Genomic DNA, 22,098 nt, shown 5'->3' on the forward strand with positions numbered 1-22,098 from the left:
ATTTTAATACCCTTCCCTATATCTAGTAATTGTCTGATTGGTCGTTCGCGACACTGTAACAATTTCTCTTTCGTAACATTGATTTGCCCTTGTTTCATAGGTTTGCCCTCTTTTGGTGCGATAAAATGATGTTGTTAGGACCGTCAAAGGGCATAAACCAATTCCATTCGAATGTCCTGTAATGATTCATTTATTACTGAAGAATATACTCATATTGTTCAATTATACCTTTGTAAAAAAGGTTGCTGTTTTATAAAAATGACTGATCATTTTCTATTAACCTCGTTAGTTTATCTTGGAAAGATTTTCGATTTTTATGGTAAAATTAAACATTATAAAGAAAACTACATAAACTAACAATGCTGGTTTGTAATAAAAGATTTATCGGAGGGATTTTATTGAATAATAAAAAATTTGGGATAATTTTCTCGTTAATATTTGGTATTTTAACCATTTTAATTGTACTAATACTATTGTCTATTGCGTTTTGCGGCGAAGAAATATTAGAATTTTTCAAAGATGCCCTTTCTGAAGATTATTAGTATTACACGATTCTCATATTGTCCAGTAATATTTTGCAATACAACCATCTCCTCAAATAAATGAAATATTGGGAGGTTCGTAAAATCGTTAAATTTGATATTACACAACACCAAAAGAAACGTTTATTACGCTTTGGAATGAAGGATACCCAATTAACAACAATGAATAATATGTATCGACTCTCTACTTCCCTTTTAATCGTCACCTCTGCCCTCGGCTGCTCCGAATAAAACCTCCTATAAGCGTTTTCGCACAAAAAAAACACTCGCCATGTAAACGAGTGTTTCAATTCTTTTATGACAACCACTTAGGTGGTGTGTTTTTTTCCCAGAGTTCAAGTGGGATTATATTAATTGTTTTTTAATTAAAAGATTACCTTATTAACAAGCATTCATCGTATATCACGCTTTTTTGTTTTTAATAATATTGTAGATTTTTTGTAGTACTGTTTTGGGTTACTTCTGGGGTACTGAATATTTTAGCAGGTTGCCAAATGAATTAATCATACTTCAGTTTAAAGACTAAATGTTATGGCATAGTTCAACACTATAAGTATATATTTGAGATATTGTCAAAAGATATTATTATGAAGTAGCACAAGACAGATTGTGATAGAAGGTGTTTATTCGGTGCTGATTGGAACAGTCTCTTTTTTTATATGTTGGCTTGCATTTTTATTTTTTTCTAATAAAAAGAAGTTCCCACTATATGTGTTCACATGCTACGTTGGTATTATTTTATCATTAATTGCGAATTTGATGATGTTTGTTTACCCTTTATGGGAATATCCAGGAACAAAGCTCGAACAATTTTTTATTAATCTTCTAAATGGTTTTGGGATATACTTTGTGGTTATCTATTTTTTCTACAGTCATTACCTAAAAAGGAAAATTTTCTAACTATTACACGACATATATTTTATTGGTCTATATTTGTCATTTTAATTGAACTGCTTTATTTGACTACAGGCTTTATTGAATATGACTTATGGTGGAACTTAGGATTCTCATATGTCACTGATTGTATTTTATTTATTATGTTCTACATCCATCATAAATGGGCATCAAATTATTTAACAGTAAAGAGAGATTAATTCCGAATCAGGAGGATCGTGATGCACCCCACTTGGCAAGAGGTTCAAGAATTGACACAACAATTTAGAAATATAAAAACAGAGTATTGGTTAAGTGAAAACGTTTTTACCTTGAGTTGGTGGATTCTTTCAGTTACATCTTTATGTTTATTAATCGTATGGATCATTATTTTAGATAAAAAAAGAATAATGGAGATTATCACATATGGATTTTTTGTAGGAACTATAGCAATATTGGCAGACATAGCAGGTTTTTGGTTAGGATTATGGCAATATCCAATTACAATAACACCTTTACATTTACCTATCGAAATCCACAGACTACAAATGCCTATAATTTATATGTTGTTTTACCAGTATTTTAAAACGTGGAAAGCTTTTACAATTGCAGCGATGGTAAATGCCTTTGTATTCTCTTTTTTATTGGAACCATTATTGGTGTGGTTACAAATATATGAACCCTATCATTGGAAATACACCTATTCATTTATAGCCTATTTTGTCATAGCTATTGTAATGAAATGGTTAATCAATAAATTTAAGCATATGGACCAAAATTATCAGTAGTTATTGTATATTAATTTACACAAAAAAACATCTTTCGCTTGATTTTAGAAAATATAAAAATTAAGAAAATAACAAATACCAAGTATTTTGCCTTGGTATTTGTTTACTACTTCTAGACTTTTTAAAATTCATTCATAATTTTATTAATCCTTAGTTGAGTGCTTTCAACTAACTTTTGTAAGTTATCCGTGATATCACTAACCTTTGTTACTTCATCAGTAATATGCCCTACATAAGAACTGACATCTTTTATAGCCTCATCTGAATTATTGGCTAATTTACGGACCTCATCGGCAACCACTGCAAATCCTTTCCCATGCTCCCCAGCACGTGCTGCTTCAATGGCTGCATTTAACGCTAATAAATTTGTTTGAGAAGCGATATACCTTATCTTTTTAGATACTTCACTTATTAATTTAGTTTCTTCTTTTAGAGAATTAAGTGCTTGAATGTTTTCATTAGATTTAGAAACAACCAAATTTCCTAATTCTGTAGACATATCATTTAATTGAGCTATAACATCCCTTGTTTTATTTTCACGTTCTGTAATATCTGTGGCAATCTTCAAAACATGACCTACATTTCCCTTGTCATTTAGAATTGGTATATAGGTAGCTTCAAGCCATAATAAATTCCCCCTTTTACCGACTCTCTGCATTTTTTGCTGGAACTTGATTCCTCTGCGAAGGTTATCCCATAATAAAACGTATTCTTTACTGTTTCTAAATTCTTGCGTACATAATTGTTTATGTTCCATATCTTTCATTTCATTCACTTCATATCCTAAAGTGCTAGAAAAGTTTTTATTAACCCAAATTATTTCGCCTTGTAAATTAAACTCTATCATTGCTAAATTTAATTCAAGTGCAGATATAACTGCTTTTTCATTCAAAACTTGTGTAGTTGCTATAAAAGTAGTGCTCAAACATTTAACCTCCATTACTTATGAACCAATTTTCTAAATTGAATTGATTATACCTTTTTTAATTCTTTTTTTCTATAAATTTCTTTATTTCCTTCAATTTGAGCACAATACTAATATTTTAATGTGTTTGTTAACATGTGCATTTGAATGACATAAAAAAGTCCAGGTACTCACTTACTTCTGAAACCTTATCAAAATCGGTACCTATATATGATACAAATTCTTAAAGTACCTGATGCAGTTTTTTCTAAGTAAATGAACTTTGTAGCACATTCTAGGTTTTAACCACATATGTCTCTTTCTATATAGTTACTATTTGTTAGTGATTTACGAAAAGTTATCTTTTCCTCTTAATGAAGATATGAAGGTATGATTTCAGCATACCGGCCAGATCCTAAGATATAGGGGTTGTATCTTTAAGTTTCTTATTATAAAATCTAACTAACGTTAGGTAATAATTTTGCTATTTGAAGGAAAGACTTTAATGAAGGTGTTAAAGTCATATTTTTTCCACAAAAAATCTAACGAATATTAGTTAATTTAATGTAACTAAATTAGTTTTGAAGAAGGAGAGATTTTAATGGCTTGGTTTTATCTGATTCTTGGAGGTATCTTTGAAGTCGGCTGGGCACTTGGATTAAAGTACTCTGATGGCTTTACGAATATAAGTGTTCTAATTCCTACATTGTTGTTACTGGTGTTAAGTTTTTGGTGTTTTTCGAAAACATTAGTGGTTCTTCCTGTATCAACTGCCTATGCGGTCTTTACAGGACTAGGGGCCTTTGGAACAGCTATAGTAGGTATGACTTTGTTAGGTGATCCAGTGAGCTTTACAAAAGTTGTTTTAGTATTAATATTAATCAGCTGCATTATCGGTTTGAAAATAGTATCCAATGAAACAGCAACAGAAAGTGGTGATTAAAATATGGGATGGCTTTTTATAGTAATGGCAGGCATATTTGAAGTTGGAGGCATTATTAGCCTTAAATTAACTGAAGGATTTACAAAACTTAAACCGACAATATTGTTGATCATGTGCATGGGATTGAGCTTTTTCTTTCTTTCACTATCATTAAAAGAAATTCCTATTAGTATTGGCTATGGGTTGTGGACAGGTATTGGGGCAGCCGGTAGTGTGTTACTTGGTATGTTAATCTTTAATGAGCCGAAAAGTATAAAAAAATTAATGTTGGTTGGTGGTATTATAATTAGTATCGTAGGCCTTAAGCTTGTGTCCTAATTTGTATATACTTCTAAATGAGGTGAGGAAATGAAAAAAGGAGAAGAAACGAAACAAAACATTCTAGAACATGGATTAAGATTATTTTCCTCAAAAGGTTATGAGGAAACTTCTCTTAAAGATATCGCAACTAAAGTCAACATTAAGACACCTTCCATTTATGCTTATTTTTCAAGTAAAGATGAACTCTTTGAAAAAATAGTAGAATTTGTGATTGATGACTATGTAAAATTTATTGATTATCAAGCATCTACTATAGGTTCACTTTCCATTAAAGATCAGTTATATAAGTTGTTAGGAGAATTAAATGAATACTACTATATGAATGACAGAGGGGTTTTTCTTAAACGGTATGGGGTTTTCCCACCAGAAAGATTTAAAGAAATTATCACTCAAAAAAACAGTATGGTTGAAAATAAAATTAGAAAATTACTTTATATGATTTTAGATGTTAAATCAGACGATCATCAGTTTATCGAAAAAGAAAACATTGCAACATCTTTTATTTGTCTCCTAGATGGAATGTTGTTCTATCTCATGAATTATTCATTTGAAGAATATGAAAGAAGACTAACATCTACTTGGAAAGTATTCTGGAAAGGAATATTGAAATAGATGTCCACTCCTTCTGGGTGACAGAGTATAATAAGATTCGCTACATACAATTCTTATTTATTGTATAAACTATGATATCCGTCCAGAGAAGATGTTTCTTAGATTAGGGAGAAGGATTTACCTTCCCCTATCTTTACTTAAAGTTCAACTAACGAGAAAGTCTACTGCATAACCACCTGTATCTAATTTCTTTCCAATAGCATTGGCTAATACAATTTCCTTTGTTCACAGTCCAGTCCATTTCATTTATCCTTTCTGAAAAATATCTTTTCAACTAACCACTTTTCCTCTACCTAATACTCCTCCAGCTCTTGGCTTTATTTGTTCAGCCATTCAAGATCCAGCACAATCAAAGCCAGCTTACCTTACTTGTATTAAACCTTGATTCCAAAGTGTAATAAACGTTTCTTTTGGTGTTGTGTAATATCAAATTTAACGATTTCATGAACCTCCCCAATGAATAATATGAATCTACTCTCTACTTTCCTTACTATTTAATCGTCACCTCTGCCCTCGGTGCTTCGAATAAAATCTGCTATAAGCGTTTTCGCACAAAAAAACACTCGCCATGTAAACGAGTGTTTCAAGTCTTTTATGACAACCACTTAGGTGGTGTGTTTTTTTCCCAATAGATATCGCCCAGGTTGTAGTGTGCCATGAAGTTGTCCTCTGCACTGTGGTAATGGAAGTTGTAATAGTACCCTTCCTGTGGTCTTTTTTCTGTACGCACATGGAAGCGAATTAGATCTGTTCCAGTTTCATTGTTGATAACATTGAAAATTTTCTCACCATAATGACCACTTGGCTTTTCAGAGATAGTTAATGAAGCTAGGGATTGCTCGTCCAAAGTAGCAACTGTCATCGCAATGGCTTCCTCCATTTTTGGGAAGATGATGTTGTCGAATTCATGACTAATTTTTGGACCAATTTTTGTGCCAAACTTTATGTACGATTGCTCTCTAGCTGCATCCATGAGTACGGCATTATAGTCAATCTCTTCCTCTTGTATCTGTAGCTGCTCGTCACTGCTATCCTCACGTTCAGCAGCTAGGGCTGTGCTTGTCCCAGCAGCAGGGCCAATGGATGCACGGTTCGAAGGATTTTGATCGAGTGCATCCCAAATCTCATGGGTAGGCGTGATTAAACCAAATGTTAAAAACGCAACCATGATGACTATACTTTTTTTAACCCACGTTTTCATTTTATCACCTACGCTTTATGTACAAATTGGTAATTCTCCTATTATTATATACGTTCTGGCCATTAAAAGGTTTCATATTTCTATAATTCATTGTACAATATTTATGAATAATGTGTCGTTTTTTTAAAGGAGGTACAAAGCATGGACATCGTAATGGGTATTGGTCTTTTATTAATGTTAGGTTATTTATCATCTTTATGCTTTACGGACTAATTTAGTCAATTTGCATCATTCAAATGTAACATGACGCGTTCAAGGCTTTGCTATTATTTTTAAGTTCATACTATGGTGAAAAGCGGCATGTGTACAGGAATGTTTGAGTAAGAATGATTGGAGCTAATACAGTGGCTCCAATCTTTTTTCGGTTCTATATCAAAATAAACCGTAGAAATTCACCTATTGTGAGCTTCTACGGTTTGTTTATGCTAGCCTTTACTATTAAAAATCTGAACCCGTAATTTCCTTCAGCTTCCCGTTTTCTTTAATCTTTTTAAGGCCTTCGTTTAATTTATCTAAAAGCTCTTTATTCCCCTTTTGAACCATAAAGCCATAATATTCTTTTTCAAAGGAATCATCTTTAATTACTTTTAGCTTGTCATTTGGATGTGCTTTGATATATTCGTAAACGACTGAATTATCACCAATTGCTGCATCTACGTTGCCATTCAGCATCTCCTGAATAGCGATTGGTTGATTTTCAAATGCAAAAATATTTGGACTTGATTCACCCTGTAATTTTTTAGCAGCCATATGACCAGTAGCATTAATTTGGACGGAAATCTTTTTATCTTTTAATTCATCCAACGATTTAATTTTTGAATCTTCTTTCACGACGATTAATAATTGAGATTCATAATACGGCTCTGTAAAATCAAATGTTTCTTTACGCTCGTCCGTAATGGTAATTCCTGCACCACCGATATCCGTCTCACCATTTTTAATTGTTTGGAATACTGGCTCCCAACCAATACTTTCCCACTTCACGTCAAAATCCATTTCATCCGCGATAGCTTGTAGAACATCCACATCAATTCCTACAATATTTCCTTTATCGTCGAGTGAGACAATAGGAGCAAATGTAGCTTCTGTTCCTACCTTATACACTTTTTTACCTTCTCCATCTCCTGACGATGAATTTTCTTTTGCACCACAGCCCGCTAAAACGAGTGTGAAGGCTGCCACAATTGTGAGTACCACCATTAACTTTCTTTTCATAGCCCATCCCCCTATTCTATTTTTCCATAATGCGTATTATTTTTCGCAATTCAGAAATATAAGACTATTAGGTAAATTATAAAGACATCATTCTCATTAGACAATACTTTTTTGTATAAACATAATATTTTCTTTATATTAATTCATATTTTTAGTATATAAAGGATTTATCGGCAAGGCACACATAGTATAGTCTATCCCTATACATAATAAAAAGAATCCCTCTAAAGGGATTCTTCATCGTATCGGTTGTTCAAAATTCCAATTTGTATAAATAACAGCTGCCTGAACTGGTTGTGAGGAAGTATTTTCTGTAAAGCCACTTATTAAATTACCTACTCTAAAGGTAGGCTCAAATAATTGTTCTTCCTTAGGTGGTGCTGTTGGACCATCGATTCCAATTCTAGTTTCATCTGTCACGACGACTTCCATTCCATTATCTAGTGTAAAGCTCAGCCCATCCTCTCCAACTGCTGTAATGATTCCTTCGATATTTACTAATGCTTTTGCTGCAGGTGCAGAATGATCCGCTACAATTCTTTCCGTTAAATCAATTGTTGTATCATTGTTTGTATGAACCATAGCAACTACTGCAATCACTGCACAGGCAACTAAACTTGCCACACTTATTCTTACTTTTTTCATAAAGGCCCTCTTTTCTTTCTTTTCATATGCCAACATCTCTTTCTGCATCTTATCCTTAAATTCCTCCGAAGCATGAATCTGCTTCATCACATTCTTATAAGCATTCATCATACTTTACTCCCCTCTTCTAATATCGTTTTCAGCTTCATTCGTGCCCTTCGTAGCTTGGAGCCTACTGTGTTGACATTTATCTCTAATAAATTGGCAATTTCTGCAGTTGTGTAGCCTTCATAATAATGTAAATAAACAATGGCTCTCTCTTTAGGGTGAAGCTCAAAAATTTCAGCAAGAACGATTTGCTCCTCTTTTGCGATAAAGGACATGTCTTCTGTAATTGGAACCGTTTTCTTCACACGAGAAGATTTAAAATAATCCTTACATTTATTGAATGTCACTTTTATTAGCCAAGCCTTTAAATGCGATTCATTAGCGAAAGGCTTTTTCTGTTTCATCAGTGTCATATAAACCTCTTGTACAATATCCTCCGCCTCAGACATACTTTTTGTCTGTTGCACAGCAATTCGTATAAGCATGTCACTATAGGTTTGAACAATTTCTTGAACACACAAGCCAGCAAACGTTATCATATTTCACTTAACCTCCTTCATGTCATAATACGATTCAACTTCATTTATTCGTGCAACGGATCAGTTAAATAAAAAAAGAGACAAAAATATGTAAAACCCCGTGAACAATATGAGGTTCACGGGGTTGTCTATCGTTATTGCCAAGCCTGATTGTCAAACTGCCACTCTTTAAAAAATTCATTCTCATCTAAAATGACTTCATAAACAGGATTAAAAAAGTGTTTCAGTACGCCTGATATTTCAAGCGTAGGATTTAATTCGATGGTAAAGTGATGTCGATCAAATAATTCCTCAATATATTCCTGTAAAGCACGCCCTTCAATGTTTTGCGTTTGGATCAGTGAAAGTACATCTTCTATGGCCTTTGCAGTCTTCTCTAACGCTGGATATTGATATATTTCTATAAATTTTTGTGCAAGCACAAACTCCGTTGGATATGTATAAAGTACCGCAGCCTTACAATCTAGCAAGCTTGGGAAAATAATTGTTTTCGGCATCACTCGCGCGCTTTCATTAAAGGTAATTTTTACTTCTATGTATGTGGTCATCTGAGCCAATGCTACTGGTATTGTTATGTGAATACTATTATCCGTTAATATAGACTCTATCTTTTCTGCAAACCATTCAATCCCATCCTCAACTGTCATCAAACAAATTTCCTTCAATGCCTGATTGACAATGTCATACTGATGGATGCTTTTTCTAGCTGTTAGTGTAAGTACGTTTGAATGCTTTACCAGCCCATCTGTTAATGCAAATAATAATGTATCTCCATCTAGATAAAATTGATCGTCATAGGATGATCCAGCTAGGCGATATAGTAGCCGTTCTTGACAATAAAGTGAAACGAGCTTCTCCAAATTTTCTTGTCGTGATTCAGCTAAATTTATTAATTGAGCTACTACATTTGTTGAAAGAGTATTGATATTTTCCATAGACATCCCTCACCTTTTTGATTTTTCAGATTTCTTATTCGGAATTTAGATTTTTACTAAAATTCATACTTTTATTATTACTTATTTTCTGAATGGAGTAAACGGTAATGTATACCAATATAGTATGTATAAAAAAATAGCCTGTCGTTAAAAAGCACGACAGGCTATACAATTAGACAAGGGGCAGCCTCGCTTGTGCGAAACCACCCCTTTAGTATTTATAGGTAACATTTTCGTAAATTGTAAAAGTCTCAACCCAATCATCTGGGGAATATTATCTTGAAACAGTATTCGTTTCATTACCGCGGTAAAATTCCACTGTGAGCTTTCTAACTTAAGCAACGCAAACCCTACCATCTTTTGCGTCCTTGCAGCCCCAAAGCATGCGCCAGTGTGAATAAGTATCTACAAAAACAAAAAGCAGAATGCCAGATTACGGAAATATGCCACCTAAAATAGCACGTGTATTATTATAACATCTAATTTCATAAAAGTAAATACGTAATTGACGAAAAACTTTTAATGGTAATATTAAATTTCCCGCATTTTGATAGAACCAATAAAATCCAAGTGAAATGCTTCATGATGCATATGTTGAATCTGTCCTTCATACTTCACATCATATAATAAAACCACTGTATTATAGGCTTTGGGTAACTCCTTCCCTATTTTTTCTATTAATTGATGTTTAAACTGCTGAGCATAGGAGAATTCATCACGTATAAGTTGCCCTAGTTGATTAGAAGAAACCTCATCAAATAATGCCTCACAGAAATCCTCATCGAATGTTAAACCAAAATCATATTCAAATTGATTATAGAACTCATCATATAGCGCCTTAAAAGCCTCTTCACAGGGACGGTGCTCATTTTTTGCTAAAAAAAGCTGCTTTAGCTTTTGTGAAAATGCTTCGTCCGTTTCCTCTTCACCTTGATAAACTGTATTAAGATAGGTAGTTAGCTGTTCTTCATTAGTAAAATTACCTGCCCAAATGGATACATAGCCTTCGTTTTCATAATTCATGGTCTCATTCCTTTCTTGAATAAATCAAGGCACCGCCTGAGCCCATGATTAGTAAATGTTTGCCGGATGGAGAGAAGCCACATTTAATTACACCATCTAATCGCTGTACATCAATAGCCGTTGCATTTTTTAAATATTCATAATGTGTCGTATAAAGATGATCAAGCACTACCGTAGCACGGGGCCACCAAGGATAAATGACCTCCACATGCCAGCCATCTGTTGTCATATGGATCCCATCTCCTGCTTCAAAGCCAAAAATAGGTATCGGTTGCTTAGATATTGGCAGCTGAAACGTTAAACGGTCATCACTTATGCTGTCGTCTGTACAATCTGCATCTCGTTCTCTAGTAAGGCGACGACCTGTTATAGGCTCTGTGACACTATAGCCTGATCCACTAATGAGTACGATGTTTTCATCAGGATCCCACCCACAAGCCAGGACACCATTCGCTGGGACGATGGTTTCATGTATCCAGGGACTTGGAGGTTTCGTGCCTTTCAAAGCCTGTGCTTTTGCCAGCAAATCTAATTCAAATGGGGTTCTTATTTCATTGTTCACCATATTATTCCAGCCTCTTTTCTCTAACGATATAATAAATAGAGACCTGTCTCAAGAACAAGTCTCTATACGTTTAAAACACCATAATGAAATTTAGCGGTGATCCGTTCATATTGCTGAAAACCATAGATCGCAAACCATTCCGAACGAAAATGCGCCTTTAACACGACACGCTTTTTCGCCACACGCTTGGCTTCATGGACCCATTCATCTGTTAATGTGACATGTTCTCCTGCTTGCCGTAGTGCTTGGAAATTATTAGCCTCTTCAATAATCTCTTCAAACATCGGGTCCATATAGACTACGTCAAACGCATTGTCTGGTAAGGTTTTTAAATAATGAATAGCCTCTGACTGAATGACCTCAATTTGTCGCATGCAGGCAGTTAATGGTAACTCAGCCGTATCATAGGCTTGCATCCCTTGTCTAACAATAAACGCTACATTTGGATTCGCCTCTAGTCCCACTACACGACCTGCTTCCCCCACTGTATAAGCTGCTAGCATGGCATCCGCCGCTAGCCCTAGCGTACAATCCAACACCGAATCACCCTGTTGAAGCTGTGCCGCTTCCAAAAAAGGCTCTGTCTCACCACGTGCAACGCGCTTTAAACGAAACGCCGCAGAATTGGGATGAAAGAAAAATGGCTCCTGTGCCCCATAGGCATAATAGTCATAACGATTTTTCCCCGCCACCATCAAATGGGCCTGCAATGCCTGTGACATCTTGTGAATAGATCGCTTCTTTCTTGGCTCAAATGTAGCGCCTAATTCTTGACATGCAAAAGCAGCGAGCGCCATCGATACCTCGTCTGGTCTGCCCGCTGTCGTCACTATCGTTTTTAGTTCTCGCATGTTTGCTCTAACACGCCAGTTAAATGAGAAACAATTTGCTCCACAGGGAAGCCTTCAATTTGTTCACGTGGAATAAAGTAAGCCAATTGCCCATCCTTTAAAATCGCCATAGAAGGTGAGCTAGGTGGCACATCTTCAAAATAAGCACGCATTGCCGCAGTTGCTTCTGGGTCTTGCCCTGCAAATACCGTCACTAAATTGTCTGGCTTCACCGCTGCAATCGCCTCACGCGCTGCCGGACGAGCAAGTCCTGCTGCACAACCGCATACTGAGTTAATCACCACTAACGAAGTCCCCTTCGTTTCTGCCATAAATTCATTCACCGCATCAGCAGTCGTTAGCTCCGTAAATCCAGCCTCCACAAGCTCCTCACGCATCGGCTTTACTACCTGCTTCATATATTCATCATAAGCATTCATGCTTTTACCCTCTTTCCTATGTATTCGCAAAGCTTATTATAGCAAGGTTTTGTGTGAATGTACAAAAACATGCTTTTTGGCTAAAAAGCACTTGAAATCTATCATATCCCTAATACAGAAATGAACTTCGTTGTTGAACTTTTTTCCTCGATCCACGTTTTAAATTCTGTCATCATCGAGATAAGTTGTTTGATGTTGATATCATAGTTTTCTCTAAACTCTTTCTCAGAATAGTCATATAGAAAGCCGATTGTATCTTTTAATGATTGAGGGTTGGGATTACTTTGTAGGACCTGTTTCATTTTTTCTAGTTCCTTATTAATCTGGCCCCAAATCTCAATCTCTATTTCATTGAAAGCAAAGTAATCAAACTTCTTGTAGCACTTCTCAATAGCAGGCAATATGTAGCCAAAGTTGTCTTCGGCAAAGAAAATGGAAGAAGTATTCCAGCATTTACCTTTGTATGTATCAGGTAAAATCTCTAAATAACACGAACCTTCAAGTACATTTAAATCATAAATTATTTCAATCATTCAACCTGCCCCTTTCCATCGGACTCAAATAGTAACTACATCCATAAAAAGCTTTGAATAGACGCATACATTGAAAATAAAAACACCCCGCTGAGGAAGCATCCATAAACCTTTTTCCCTCTTTGGAATTCTTGAATGCCTGAAGTTAACATGGATAAGCCAAGGAAAAAGAACATTAAAAAATTCAGCTGGTAATCCCGTATGATGAGTCCGTAAGCTGCGAGAGAAATACCGATGATGGAAAAAACAATTTGTAATATTTTTAGCATAACTTTCCACCCTCCTCTTTTCTTAATCATACACCAAACATGAACGGAAATGATTTAAATTACCTTTATTTGTTACTACATTTTCTGACAGGTTTTATTTTATTTAAATAATTAAGAACGATTCTCAAAACGTTATTCTACTCGTACTCCCATAATAGTTAAAGGAAAATATTAACGATTAAAATTTTTCTGAAAAAATGATATTATCAAAAGGATTTTTGATTAATGGGGGATTTTGATGAACATCGATTTTGAAGAGCAATTATGTGAGATTTTTTCAGCATTACAACTAATTGAAGGAGTTAAATCAGTAGAGTGTATTATTACTATTTTAAAAGATCGAGTCATTTTCCCTGAAATAACCACCTTAATACTCAACTCCAAATTCGAATTGGTTTATGTATTTGATGAGCAAAAAGTGGTGTTCAAGACGTTAAAAGAAGTAGCGATTGATTCAATGTATATAAAAGAAATCAATCTTATTAATGAACATATTCATGCAATTGAAACCATCTTGAATGAGTTAATTAATACCGAAGTAATCGCAAACTATTCTCTACACCTTCTGTCTTTAAAGTATAAAGAGAAAATTCCGAATAGTTGATATTAGGAAGTGGTGAACTGTTAGCAAATGCCGATTTTCAATTTGGAGATCGGCTTTTTTAAAAAGTAAGCACAGGGCATTCGTAAAGAACTTTTAAAGATGGAGGCAAATGATATTGAAAAAGTTTCGAGGCAAAAAGCGTTATTTCCGTCACTTATGGCGAGAAACATCAGCAGAGCAATATGATATAGACTTTGGCAAAGAAGGATGGTTTGATATGTGGCACATCCATCTTGATTTATTTGGGCTTGGGAATCAAAGTGTGAAGGTTCGAAGAGAACATATTAAAGCACAAATTGCCTTATATCAAAGTTTGTTAGATAAGCACGGAACACTTGAGAAACCATATCAATCATGGATTGAGTTAGTTGATGAAGATGCTGGCTTGGATTCAATTTATATTCATACGCCTAATCCTAATGAGGATAATTTTCCACTGAAAATAGCCAATATAAACTGGAACTGTCTTATTCCAAAAGACTTCGAGGATTTACTAAACTTGAACGAATTTTATATAGGACACTACAAGTGTGAATCAAATAACAACTATATCATCCAATCTAAAAATAATAGGGTTCAATTATAGAATTTGTTACTTAATAACAAAAGGGAAACCCTCACAAATTAGGTTTCCCTACCTTACTATGAACGTCAAACTCTTAAGGAGCCACGGAAACCTCTTGCGGCATAGTAGGATTCTGCTCCATTATGATACATGAAAATCGTGTCATAGCGGCGGTCACAGAAAATGGCACCACCGAGTTTTCTGATGTTTTCTGGTGTTTGTACCCAGCTTGATGTTTTCAAATCGAATTTCCCAAGCTGTTGTAACTCGCGATATTGCTCTTCCGTTAACAGTTCAATGCCCATGTCCTTCGCCATGTCCATTGCAGTATTTTCTGGTTTGTGATTTTTTCTTGCTTCCCATGCTTCTCTGTCGTAGCATACACTTCTTCGACCTTTAGGACTTTCTGCTGAACAATCATAGAAAATATATTCGTCTGTCTTTGCATCATAGCCAACAACATCTGGTTCACCACCAGTTGCTTCCATTTCATGAAGTGACCACAATTTTTCTGGATTTGCGTCAAGTTTAGCTTGTACACTTGCCCAATCAATGCCTTCATGGCGTTCATTATTTTTCTCAAAACGAGCTTTTAATGTTTTGATGAGTTCCTCTTGTTGTTCATGTGTCAATTCCTTATTGGTCATCGTTGTCTCCCCTAACTTATTTAAATGATAGTCCTTCTTCCTCTAATGAAGATCTTAATATCGGTAATGAGGCTGGTCCAATACCATGGATGTTTAGTATTTCTTTTTCTGTATAGAGCGATAGTTTTTGTAACGTGTCAATGCCTTTGTGAACTAAAGCATTTCTTGCAGGTGAACTAAGTTTTGAAAGGAAGCCGCTACTTGGTTTATTTTCTTTATCACAGGTAGGGCAGCTTGGACAATCCGTGCTTTTGAAAAACGTATGTCCCTTTTCACAAACCCTTCGCTTTTTTTCTACCAACCTCATCCCTCCAAACTTGTGTTTTGTTTATTTTAACATATTTCTCCTATTGGATTGTAGAAGGACTTAGGCATATTAAATAAAAATTGCTTTTTGCTTCGTAAGGCTCCCTAAACCTATAATCGTTCTTTTACTTCCATTCATAATATTTCATAATAGCCTGTATAGTGAGCACCAAACTCATTATTGTTGCCAATATGAGGTAGATTGCTTCACGGTGATTGAGCATTAATCCGTAGCTCATTAAGAGGCTAAAGCCACTTCCAAAAGTATTGAAAGCGAATAGTGACCCCCACAAGACAATCTTCAATCGTCTATATCCGCTTCGTCCCATGAAATACCTTATGTACAAGAAACAAACACCACCTAGTCCAAACAAGAACAAGAAAGCTGTAGGTGAAGATGAAGTTACAGTCATTGGTTCTTCGTATGGCATATCGACAAATAAAATATTGCCAAAATGGATCATGTTTAACACTAATAGACAAATCAGCACATAAAAAAAGAATATTCCTTCACCTATTGCCAATAATCCTTTCATTAGTGGATCTCCCCTCTTAGTCTAATAACCTCACATTCTTTTTATGAACTAAATAACTGCAAAAAGGACAACAGTGATCTTTCTTAATAAAAATCGCCTGATACATATCTGACCACTGGATCGCGTCTTCACAGCGATCGCATTCTACATAAAAATCAGGTAGTAAGCCCTTATCTAAAAGAATATCCCATTGGATGTTTGTTAATTGTTCTGGCCCATTTTTAATAACGTATATGAAGATTTCCAATGCTTCCCCATCATAAACTCGGTTTGACTTCACCAATTCTTTTAAATAAGAAATACATTCTGTTGGTTCATTACTTATTCTTTGTTTTAGCTTGTCACGCAGCATTTTCCTCCCGCTTTCTTTTTCATTCTTTAACGACACACCACTCTAATTATGTAAAAAATAAAAAATTAAGTAAAATAAATCACGTCAATTTATTTCTAAAATTGCTTCATCACTAAAATTTTTTTAATAAGCATCGGGTCTAATAACATTTCTCCTTTCAGCAACCTTACATATGATAGGTTGTAGAAAGGAGGGATTTTCAATGGGATACGGTGGAAATGTAGGTAACTACAATAACAACAGCTGCTATTATGGCGGCGACTCTGGCGGCGGATATTACGGCTCAACATTCGTTTTAATCGTAGTATTATTCATTCTTTTAATTATTGTCGGCGCTTCTTTCATGTATTAATTCATCCCTAATAGCACCTAAAATCCCCTTTTACACGATCAATAGTCGTGTTAGGTTATGCTAGCCAATTCATAAGGGTCACTTTACCAGCCTAGTGACCCTTTTCCTATTCAAACATGCATGCGATAATTGAATGGAGGATTAGCCGTATTTGGCGTTCATTTCGTACATAACAATTTCATCCGAATTCATACAAGAGTAAACCCAGGTCCTCAAAATAAAGAGCACTTGGGTTTACTTGAATGCTATAGAAAAATATTAGTCCTTCGCAAAATATGTTGGATTATTTGAAGAAGAATTGTATTCATATCATAAAATCCCCACTTTAATTTTTCCTCATAAGTGAATCCTTGTTGATTTTGAATAAATGCTAACCAGTCCTTTTCTAACTCACTACTATTCTTTCCGTAAACTTCCTCTAACATTTTCAGGAATATTCCATTAATTTATTCATTCGTCATTCCCCTTACTAGTTACACCGCAAAATGTTTTGTAATATTTGGAAGGTTATAAAGCCATTTTTGTTGAATACAGTACCTTAACGACATGTTAAAGGAGTAATTAAATGAAGAAAAATTATGAAGAGTATATTAATAATGCAATTGATTGGGCTAAAAGTCATTTAAACTCTGAAGAATATTGTTTCATTTGTTTAGCTTTTGTAGAGGATGCTTTAGAAAGAAGTAATAACATTGAAATTTTTGGTGGCGATACGGCAAAAGAATCTGCAGTTTTATATGAAGCAAGTATGCAAACAGGAATACCTCCGAAAGGAGCCTTTGTTTTTTACGATTGCTTTGGTGTCATTAAAGATGAGCGAAAAAATTGGGGTCATGTAGGATTATCTGTTGGCAATGACGAGATCATTCATGCTTGGGATAAGGTAAGGATTGATCATTTCCTTGAAGTAGAAAAGTTATCGACCGCACCAGGTTGGAATAAACCAAAGTTCATTGGGTGGGTACCAATGGAACGCATTATGGAAGGGTTCCAAAGCAAAGTTTATTAAAAAGTAAATTAATATTATACAGCCTTACCATTTCACATGTAAGGGCATGTTTTGATGATTCTTCAACAAAACATGTCCTTTTCATTTCTAGAAATTTTTCGAAACAAGGAGGAATTTTAGCTTTTTAAAGACGATGGTCTACAAAACCGAGTAATCTTATCATATAAATAGTAGTGTTAAGCGAAATACGTTTAACATGATACCTCCCGATTTGTTACTAAGGGGCACTTTTGCGAGTGCCCCTATTGAATATGTCATCCCTAGCTATTACTATAGGTTGTATTCGAAATTACAGGAGTAAATCTATGCTAGAAAATTTATTTGATTTTTTATCAGGTGCTATAGTGGTCAGTCCGCTTTACATACAAGAAAAATCGATCGAAAAGTAGAAAGGCTGCAACAGTATGAATGGTTTCACAATATATACCATCAAGATCAGTATCGCAGCTTATTTTTTCGAATTATCATGTGAGAAACTACCTTCAAAGCAATGTTCGTGTGAATAGAATGCTGAAGAAAAAGCAGGCTCAAGAAAGGTTTATCCTTTTTTTAAATAAGCATTTGGATAAAAAACGTTCTAAGGTGTTGCGCTAAAATTACTTTTTAAATAATTGTCAAAATATCCTTAGGTTCATATAATACGTAATCAGCCTCTTCAAATCCATTTGCCGATTTGGCACCCCAGAGGGCGAGGGCAAATTTAGCACCTGCCTGCTTTGCGCATTGGAAATCATAGATAGAGTCGCCAATATAGATGGCATCTTCTGGTGCTACCTGTAATTCGTCCAAGCATTTTAAAAGAGGTTCTGGGTGAGGTTTATGCTTCTCCGTATCACTGGCACTGACAATATGTTTGAAATAATGACTTAAGCAAAACGAATCAAATTCATCGGTTACCTCCTGAGCTGTTTTAGAGGTCACAATGCCCAATAGAAGCGGTTTTGCTGCTAATTGTTGAATGACTTCCTCTAACTTTTCAAAAACAGTCACCTCATGTGAAAAATCAAGAACAGCTGCAGACCACTTCCGATGAACTTCATCAATGTCGTCGATATTAAGCCTTTGTAGGGTATCTTTCCCAGGTATCCCCAATGCAAAGCGTAAATCCTCCAACGAATACTGTTGATCTGTCTCCTCCAGTAAGGTTCTTTGCAATGATTGTAAAATCGCCTGCTCAGTATCTAAAATCGTCCCGTCTACATCAAAAATAATCGCTTTTACCATCTATACCCCTCCTATTTATAGCACGTCATTAATATACGTACATAATTGCTCATACAATGCCTCTTCATAATCCTTTTGCCCTCGAATAAATTTCTCCTTTAAATTATAGAAACAAATTTCTAGATATTCCTGATTATGATGATGCAAAAAAGGCTTCCCGTCGTTTACTGGTCCTAATCCATCAAAGTAGTTATTCATTTTTTCATATGTTCTAATTTGATAACCACGGTTTTTCATTTCCACCAAGACTTTTGTTGTATACAAATACAAGTCATCTTTTGGATAGTCATAAATATAATTAATGAGAATATGCCGATCCTCCTTAGCAAAGATACTATTAAGCTCTCTCCACTGCGAAAGTAGTTGACCTTTTGGTAAATACGCTAGTAAATCTACATGCCATAATCTCATATGCCTTCCCCTTCCTATTAATCAACCATTAATGTAAAATATTACTGACTATAATAGTAAAACATGACGGAGGGATAGTATGGAAATAAAAACGGCAACTCTCGATGAAATTCCACAAATTGAACGTTTATACCAAGAGCTTTTTTTAGAAATGTCCATTCTTCAACCTAAATATATCAGACCTGCCAAACAAGATGCCAACTTTATCAGATATACGATCATTGAAGATGATTCCGATATTTTAATCGCAACAGTAGAGAAGGAGGTAGTAGGCTTCTTGCTTATTAAAGAAACAACGACCCCGCCCTACTCTTGTTTGGTTGAACATAAATATGCCTTTATTGTTGATGTGATAGTTGGCAAGTCATACAAAAATCAAGGAATTGGATCTGCTTTATTAGAAGAAGCGAAAAAATGGGCAGCCTATCGTCACTTGGATTATTTGGAGTTAAATGTATTGACTGAAAATAAAGGTGCTAAAGCCTTATATGAAAAACATGGGTTCAAGGATATGAACCATACGATGCGCTTAGAATGTTAGTTATACGATGAGAAAGAAGGGATATCCATGGTAGAAACGAAAAAAGTACAAAAGAAAGCAAACCTCATAGTCCCTGTCTTTATTGGCATGGGATTAGGAGCCTTTATCGGATTGCTCGCCTATGTCAAAGATTGGCTATAAGCAAATTAAAAAATAGACAAAGCCTTTTTAACTGCTTTGTCTATTTTTCTGCAAAATCACTAGATTAATTTACTTTCTTTCAGTAGATCATAAATAATCGTATCTTTTGTTTTATGAATACCCAATTTACCAATTTGTTTTAAAATGAATGGGGCATCAATATCCGTTAATTTTTTACCATCCAGCAAACGAGCTGTAGAAGCTAATAAGGTACGAATATCAAAAGCAGATGCAAATACCTCTGGCACGCCTCGGTCAATATTTAATAATTGATAGACCGCTTCCATCGCCGTTCTTACTGAATATTCCGTAGTAAAGACAGTGTCTCTTGCTGTTTCACTAAAGTTTCCAATGAAGGCTAAGTTAGCAGATCCCTTCGGCACAACTAATGGACGATCTCCCATTGCTCTTGGCATAAAGTAAGAGGTGATATAAGGCATATAACATGGGATAGTATTACAAGAATTTTGTGCGAGGTCTGGAATTTCATCAACCGGTACGCCCATATGGTAAAGCCATTCTTGTGCGATTTCTATTCCCGTACATTCCGTAATGCTTTTTTTAATAAAATTACCTGGCTTATTTGATAGTAAACCATAGATCCAAACAACTAATTGGTCTTTTGGTTGATTTTTAAAATGAGGTTGTCGGTTCAATGTATAGCTTAGCATCCAATTAGAATCTGTCGCTGTGACAATCCCCCCTGTTACGACCTTACCAGCATAGGGATCTCTTTTACTAATTTTTTCAATATATGGAGCTACGCGATCATCCAATGTAGTCAGGGTTGCTGACACAAACCAACTTTCTTCTGGAAGATTGTCGCAGAATTTTTCTGGTCGACCAAACTCACTATCTTGTGCAGCGATGTTTTTCCAAAGTGACCAGCTGCCACCTAAATTAGTGCTTTTAGGTGCTGGTGTATTATTGTCACCGTAAGTTGTACTCTCTGTAATACTACCATTTGTCACAAACACTAATTCATTTTCTGTCAGCTCAATATTCTTTTTCACGCCATCTTTTCTTAAAACGAGCGTATGAGCTACTTTTTTGTCTCCCACTTTATCAACCAAGACATTTTCGACAACCGTATTATATTGGAAATCAACATCATGACTTTCTAAGTATTTAATCATTGGCAGTACTAAAGATTCATACTGATTAAACTTTGTAAATTTCAATGCTGATAAATCTGGTAATCCCCCAATATGATGGATGAAACGCATAATATAACGACGCATTTCCATAGCAGAATGCCATTTTTCAAACGCAAACATCGTGGACCAATAAAGCCAAAAATTCGATTCAAAAAAATCCTCTGAAAAAACGTCTGTAATTTTTTTGTCCTCTAATTTTTCCTCAGGGGTGAAGAATAATTTAATCATTTCTTCAGATGATTGATCCGATAAGGTGAACTTGCCATCATCCTGCAGTCTTTGTCCACGATCTTTCATTAATCGACATTTCGAATAGTTAGGATCTTCTTTATTTAACCAATAAAATTCATCTAAAACCGAAGCATTTTCTACTTCTAAGGAAGGAATGGAACGGAATAAATCCCACAAGCATTCAAAATGATCCTCCATTTCTCGACCACCACGAATAATAAATCCTCTTGTCGGATTAAGAATACCATCAAGACTACCTCCTGAAATATCCAGTTCCTCGAGAATATGAATATTTTCCCCTTTCATTTGGCCATCACGAATTAAAAAGCATGCCGCTGAAAGCGAGGCTAGTCCTGAACCAATAAGATACGCAGATTTTTCATCTACCCCTTCAGGTTTTTTAGGACGTGCGAAAGCTTCATAGTTACCATTGCTATAATACATATTACCGCCTCCTGATTTATTATTCTAATATAGGATATCACGAATGAACGGGAAAATGGTAAAATGAGCTAATCATTAACAAAAAATTCAAATTTGAAAGTTGTTCGTTAATTTACTTACTCTTCTTATTGGACATAGCAAGTGTTTGTATTTTTATTAAAGCAAACAATTCAATAAATTTCCGAAATAATTCCCATAGCCTCTACCTTAAAAAGGAAAAACGAGCCCAACCTATTTCTACTCGATATGTATAATTATTATACCGAAAAATCATTTTACCTTCATCCTTGTTTGTCTGTTTACCCCATTTCTTATTACCTAATTTACCCGTAAACTTAGCTATCAAAGACTA

Annotated in this window: 28 protein-coding genes and 1 pseudogene; 9 read left to right on the top strand and 20 right to left on the bottom strand. The window is 35.1% G+C overall.

Features of this window, described 5'->3' with window-relative positions:
• The first annotated feature begins 1,657 nt into the window (after window positions 1-1,657).
• Window positions 1,658-2,203 (top strand): CBO0543 family protein, encoded by a 546-nt coding sequence (locus ABC382_RS04860; protein WP_322610944.1) that lies wholly within the window; start codon window positions 1,658-1,660, stop codon window positions 2,201-2,203.
• A 121-nt stretch (window positions 2,204-2,324) separates the two neighbouring features.
• Here the strand turns inward: ABC382_RS04860 and ABC382_RS04865 are convergent, their stop codons facing one another.
• Window positions 2,325-2,702, bottom strand: a complete 378-nt coding sequence (locus ABC382_RS04865) for a methyl-accepting chemotaxis protein (RefSeq protein WP_409264017.1) — start codon at window positions 2,700-2,702, stop codon at window positions 2,325-2,327.
• Between the two features lie 39 nt (window positions 2,703-2,741).
• Window positions 2,742-3,143: pseudogene (locus ABC382_RS04870) on the bottom strand (PAS domain-containing protein); the annotation flags it as partial.
• A 565-nt stretch (window positions 3,144-3,708) separates the two neighbouring features.
• Between ABC382_RS04870 and ABC382_RS04875 the strand changes: the two are divergent.
• Genes ABC382_RS04875 through ABC382_RS04885 form a run of 3 tightly spaced genes read left to right on the top strand, consistent with a single transcriptional unit; the run spans window position 3,709 to window position 4,983 of the window.
• Window positions 3,709-4,050, top strand: coding sequence for a DMT family transporter (locus ABC382_RS04875; RefSeq protein WP_322604989.1), 342 nt, complete (start codon window positions 3,709-3,711; stop codon window positions 4,048-4,050).
• 3 nt (window positions 4,051-4,053) lie between these two features.
• Complete coding sequence (locus ABC382_RS04880; RefSeq protein WP_274796982.1) at window positions 4,054-4,368, top strand: DMT family transporter; 315 nt, start codon at window positions 4,054-4,056, stop codon at window positions 4,366-4,368.
• A 30-nt stretch (window positions 4,369-4,398) separates the two neighbouring features.
• Window positions 4,399-4,983, top strand: coding sequence for a TetR/AcrR family transcriptional regulator (locus tag ABC382_RS04885; protein ID WP_322610945.1), 585 nt, complete (start codon window positions 4,399-4,401; stop codon window positions 4,981-4,983).
• A 592-nt stretch (window positions 4,984-5,575) separates the two neighbouring features.
• Here the strand turns inward: ABC382_RS04885 and ABC382_RS04890 are convergent.
• From ABC382_RS04890 to ABC382_RS04940, 11 genes are all read right to left on the bottom strand, one after another.
• A complete protein-coding gene (locus ABC382_RS04890) occupies window positions 5,576-6,184 on the bottom strand; it encodes a YpjP family protein (protein ID WP_322610946.1) in 609 nt (202 codons plus the stop codon).
• 438 nt (window positions 6,185-6,622) lie between these two features.
• Complete coding sequence (locus ABC382_RS04895; RefSeq protein WP_313469593.1) at window positions 6,623-7,399, bottom strand: basic amino acid ABC transporter substrate-binding protein; 777 nt, start codon at window positions 7,397-7,399, stop codon at window positions 6,623-6,625.
• Between the two features lie 237 nt (window positions 7,400-7,636).
• Entirely contained in the window at window positions 7,637-8,155 is a 519-nt protein-coding gene (locus tag ABC382_RS04900; RefSeq protein WP_274796976.1) for a hypothetical protein, read from the bottom strand.
• Window positions 8,152-8,631 carry an RNA polymerase sigma factor gene (locus tag ABC382_RS04905; RefSeq protein ID WP_274797313.1) on the bottom strand — a complete coding sequence of 160 codons (480 nt, stop codon included), beginning with the start codon at window positions 8,629-8,631 and terminating at the stop codon, window positions 8,152-8,154. Before ABC382_RS04905 ends, ABC382_RS04900 begins: the two co-directional genes overlap by 4 nt.
• Before the next feature lie 134 nt (window positions 8,632-8,765).
• Window positions 8,766-9,566: a nucleotidyl transferase AbiEii/AbiGii toxin family protein gene (locus ABC382_RS04910; RefSeq protein ID WP_322610947.1), complete on the bottom strand. Its 801-nt coding sequence runs from the start codon at window positions 9,564-9,566 to the stop codon at window positions 8,766-8,768.
• Window positions 9,567-10,097: 531 nt separating this feature from the next.
• Window positions 10,098-10,589 carry an immunity 22 family protein gene (locus ABC382_RS04915; protein WP_322610948.1) on the bottom strand — a complete coding sequence of 164 codons (492 nt, stop codon included), beginning with the start codon at window positions 10,587-10,589 and terminating at the stop codon, window positions 10,098-10,100.
• 4 nt (window positions 10,590-10,593) lie between these two features.
• Window positions 10,594-11,154, bottom strand: coding sequence for a hypothetical protein (locus ABC382_RS04920; RefSeq protein WP_322610949.1), 561 nt, complete (start codon window positions 11,152-11,154; stop codon window positions 10,594-10,596).
• A gap of 62 nt (window positions 11,155-11,216) precedes the next feature.
• Window positions 11,217-12,005 carry a class I SAM-dependent methyltransferase gene (locus ABC382_RS04925; protein ID WP_322610950.1) on the bottom strand — a complete coding sequence of 263 codons (789 nt, stop codon included), beginning with the start codon at window positions 12,003-12,005 and terminating at the stop codon, window positions 11,217-11,219.
• Window positions 11,993-12,424 (bottom strand): BrxA/BrxB family bacilliredoxin, encoded by a 432-nt coding sequence (locus tag ABC382_RS04930; protein ID WP_312506059.1) that lies wholly within the window; start codon window positions 12,422-12,424, stop codon window positions 11,993-11,995. Before ABC382_RS04930 ends, ABC382_RS04925 begins: the two co-directional genes overlap by 13 nt.
• A gap of 101 nt (window positions 12,425-12,525) precedes the next feature.
• Complete coding sequence (locus ABC382_RS04935; RefSeq protein WP_322610951.1) at window positions 12,526-12,957, bottom strand: hypothetical protein; 432 nt, start codon at window positions 12,955-12,957, stop codon at window positions 12,526-12,528.
• A 35-nt stretch (window positions 12,958-12,992) separates the two neighbouring features.
• Window positions 12,993-13,226: a DUF3953 domain-containing protein gene (locus ABC382_RS04940; protein ID WP_322610952.1), complete on the bottom strand. Its 234-nt coding sequence runs from the start codon at window positions 13,224-13,226 to the stop codon at window positions 12,993-12,995.
• 238 nt (window positions 13,227-13,464) lie between these two features.
• Between ABC382_RS04940 and ABC382_RS04945 the strand changes: the two genes are divergently transcribed.
• Together ABC382_RS04945 and ABC382_RS04950 are read left to right on the top strand one after the other, a co-directional pair.
• The gene (locus tag ABC382_RS04945) at window positions 13,465-13,830 is read left to right on the top strand and encodes a hypothetical protein (protein ID WP_322610953.1); all 366 of its coding nucleotides are present in this window, start codon (window positions 13,465-13,467) and stop codon (window positions 13,828-13,830) included.
• A gap of 109 nt (window positions 13,831-13,939) precedes the next feature.
• Window positions 13,940-14,416, top strand: a complete 477-nt coding sequence (locus ABC382_RS04950) for a hypothetical protein (RefSeq protein ID WP_322610954.1) — start codon at window positions 13,940-13,942, stop codon at window positions 14,414-14,416.
• A 65-nt stretch (window positions 14,417-14,481) separates the two neighbouring features.
• On the opposite strand, the gene ABC382_RS04955 is transcribed toward ABC382_RS04950, so the two are convergent.
• From ABC382_RS04955 to ABC382_RS04970, 4 genes are all read right to left on the bottom strand, one after another.
• Window positions 14,482-15,042, bottom strand: a complete 561-nt coding sequence (locus ABC382_RS04955; protein WP_312506067.1) for a DUF4256 domain-containing protein — start codon at window positions 15,040-15,042, stop codon at window positions 14,482-14,484.
• A 16-nt stretch (window positions 15,043-15,058) separates the two neighbouring features.
• The gene (locus ABC382_RS04960; RefSeq protein ID WP_322610955.1) at window positions 15,059-15,349 is read right to left on the bottom strand and encodes an RNA polymerase alpha subunit C-terminal domain-containing protein; all 291 of its coding nucleotides are present in this window, start codon (window positions 15,347-15,349) and stop codon (window positions 15,059-15,061) included.
• A 124-nt stretch (window positions 15,350-15,473) separates the two neighbouring features.
• A complete protein-coding gene (locus tag ABC382_RS04965) occupies window positions 15,474-15,884 on the bottom strand; it encodes a hypothetical protein (RefSeq protein ID WP_322610956.1) in 411 nt (136 codons plus the stop codon).
• 16 nt (window positions 15,885-15,900) lie between these two features.
• A complete protein-coding gene (locus ABC382_RS04970; RefSeq protein ID WP_322610957.1) occupies window positions 15,901-16,236 on the bottom strand; it encodes a hypothetical protein in 336 nt (111 codons plus the stop codon).
• A 202-nt stretch (window positions 16,237-16,438) separates the two neighbouring features.
• Here ABC382_RS04970 and ABC382_RS04975 point away from each other — a divergent pair, with 202 nt between their 5' ends.
• Together ABC382_RS04975 and ABC382_RS04980 are read left to right on the top strand one after the other, a co-directional pair.
• Window positions 16,439-16,588, top strand: coding sequence for a YjcZ family sporulation protein (locus ABC382_RS04975; protein ID WP_274796962.1), 150 nt, complete (start codon window positions 16,439-16,441; stop codon window positions 16,586-16,588).
• A 565-nt stretch (window positions 16,589-17,153) separates the two neighbouring features.
• On the top strand, window positions 17,154-17,597 hold the full coding sequence (locus ABC382_RS04980) for an NlpC/P60 family protein (protein ID WP_322610959.1): 444 nt from the start codon (window positions 17,154-17,156) through the stop codon (window positions 17,595-17,597).
• Window positions 17,598-18,200: 603 nt separating this feature from the next.
• Here the strand turns inward: ABC382_RS04980 and ABC382_RS04985 are convergent.
• Window positions 18,201-18,821, bottom strand: coding sequence for an HAD family hydrolase (locus tag ABC382_RS04985; protein WP_412926630.1), 621 nt, complete (start codon window positions 18,819-18,821; stop codon window positions 18,201-18,203).
• A gap of 15 nt (window positions 18,822-18,836) precedes the next feature.
• Window positions 18,837-19,232, bottom strand: a complete 396-nt coding sequence (locus tag ABC382_RS04990; protein WP_412926631.1) for a pyrimidine dimer DNA glycosylase/endonuclease V — start codon at window positions 19,230-19,232, stop codon at window positions 18,837-18,839.
• A gap of 79 nt (window positions 19,233-19,311) precedes the next feature.
• On the opposite strand from ABC382_RS04990, the gene ABC382_RS04995 reads away from it, so the two are divergent.
• Window positions 19,312-19,773: a GNAT family N-acetyltransferase gene (locus ABC382_RS04995; protein WP_274796954.1), complete on the top strand. Its 462-nt coding sequence runs from the start codon at window positions 19,312-19,314 to the stop codon at window positions 19,771-19,773.
• A 200-nt stretch (window positions 19,774-19,973) separates the two neighbouring features.
• On the opposite strand, the gene ABC382_RS05000 is transcribed toward ABC382_RS04995, so the two are convergent.
• A complete protein-coding gene (locus tag ABC382_RS05000) occupies window positions 19,974-21,746 on the bottom strand; it encodes an oleate hydratase (protein WP_322610963.1) in 1,773 nt (590 codons plus the stop codon).
• Window positions 21,747-22,098: the final 352 nt, after the last annotated feature.

Origin of the sequence: Lysinibacillus phoenicis, from assembly GCF_047238325.1 — a bacterium.
GTDB lineage: Bacteria > Bacillota > Bacilli > Bacillales_A > Planococcaceae > Lysinibacillus > Lysinibacillus irui.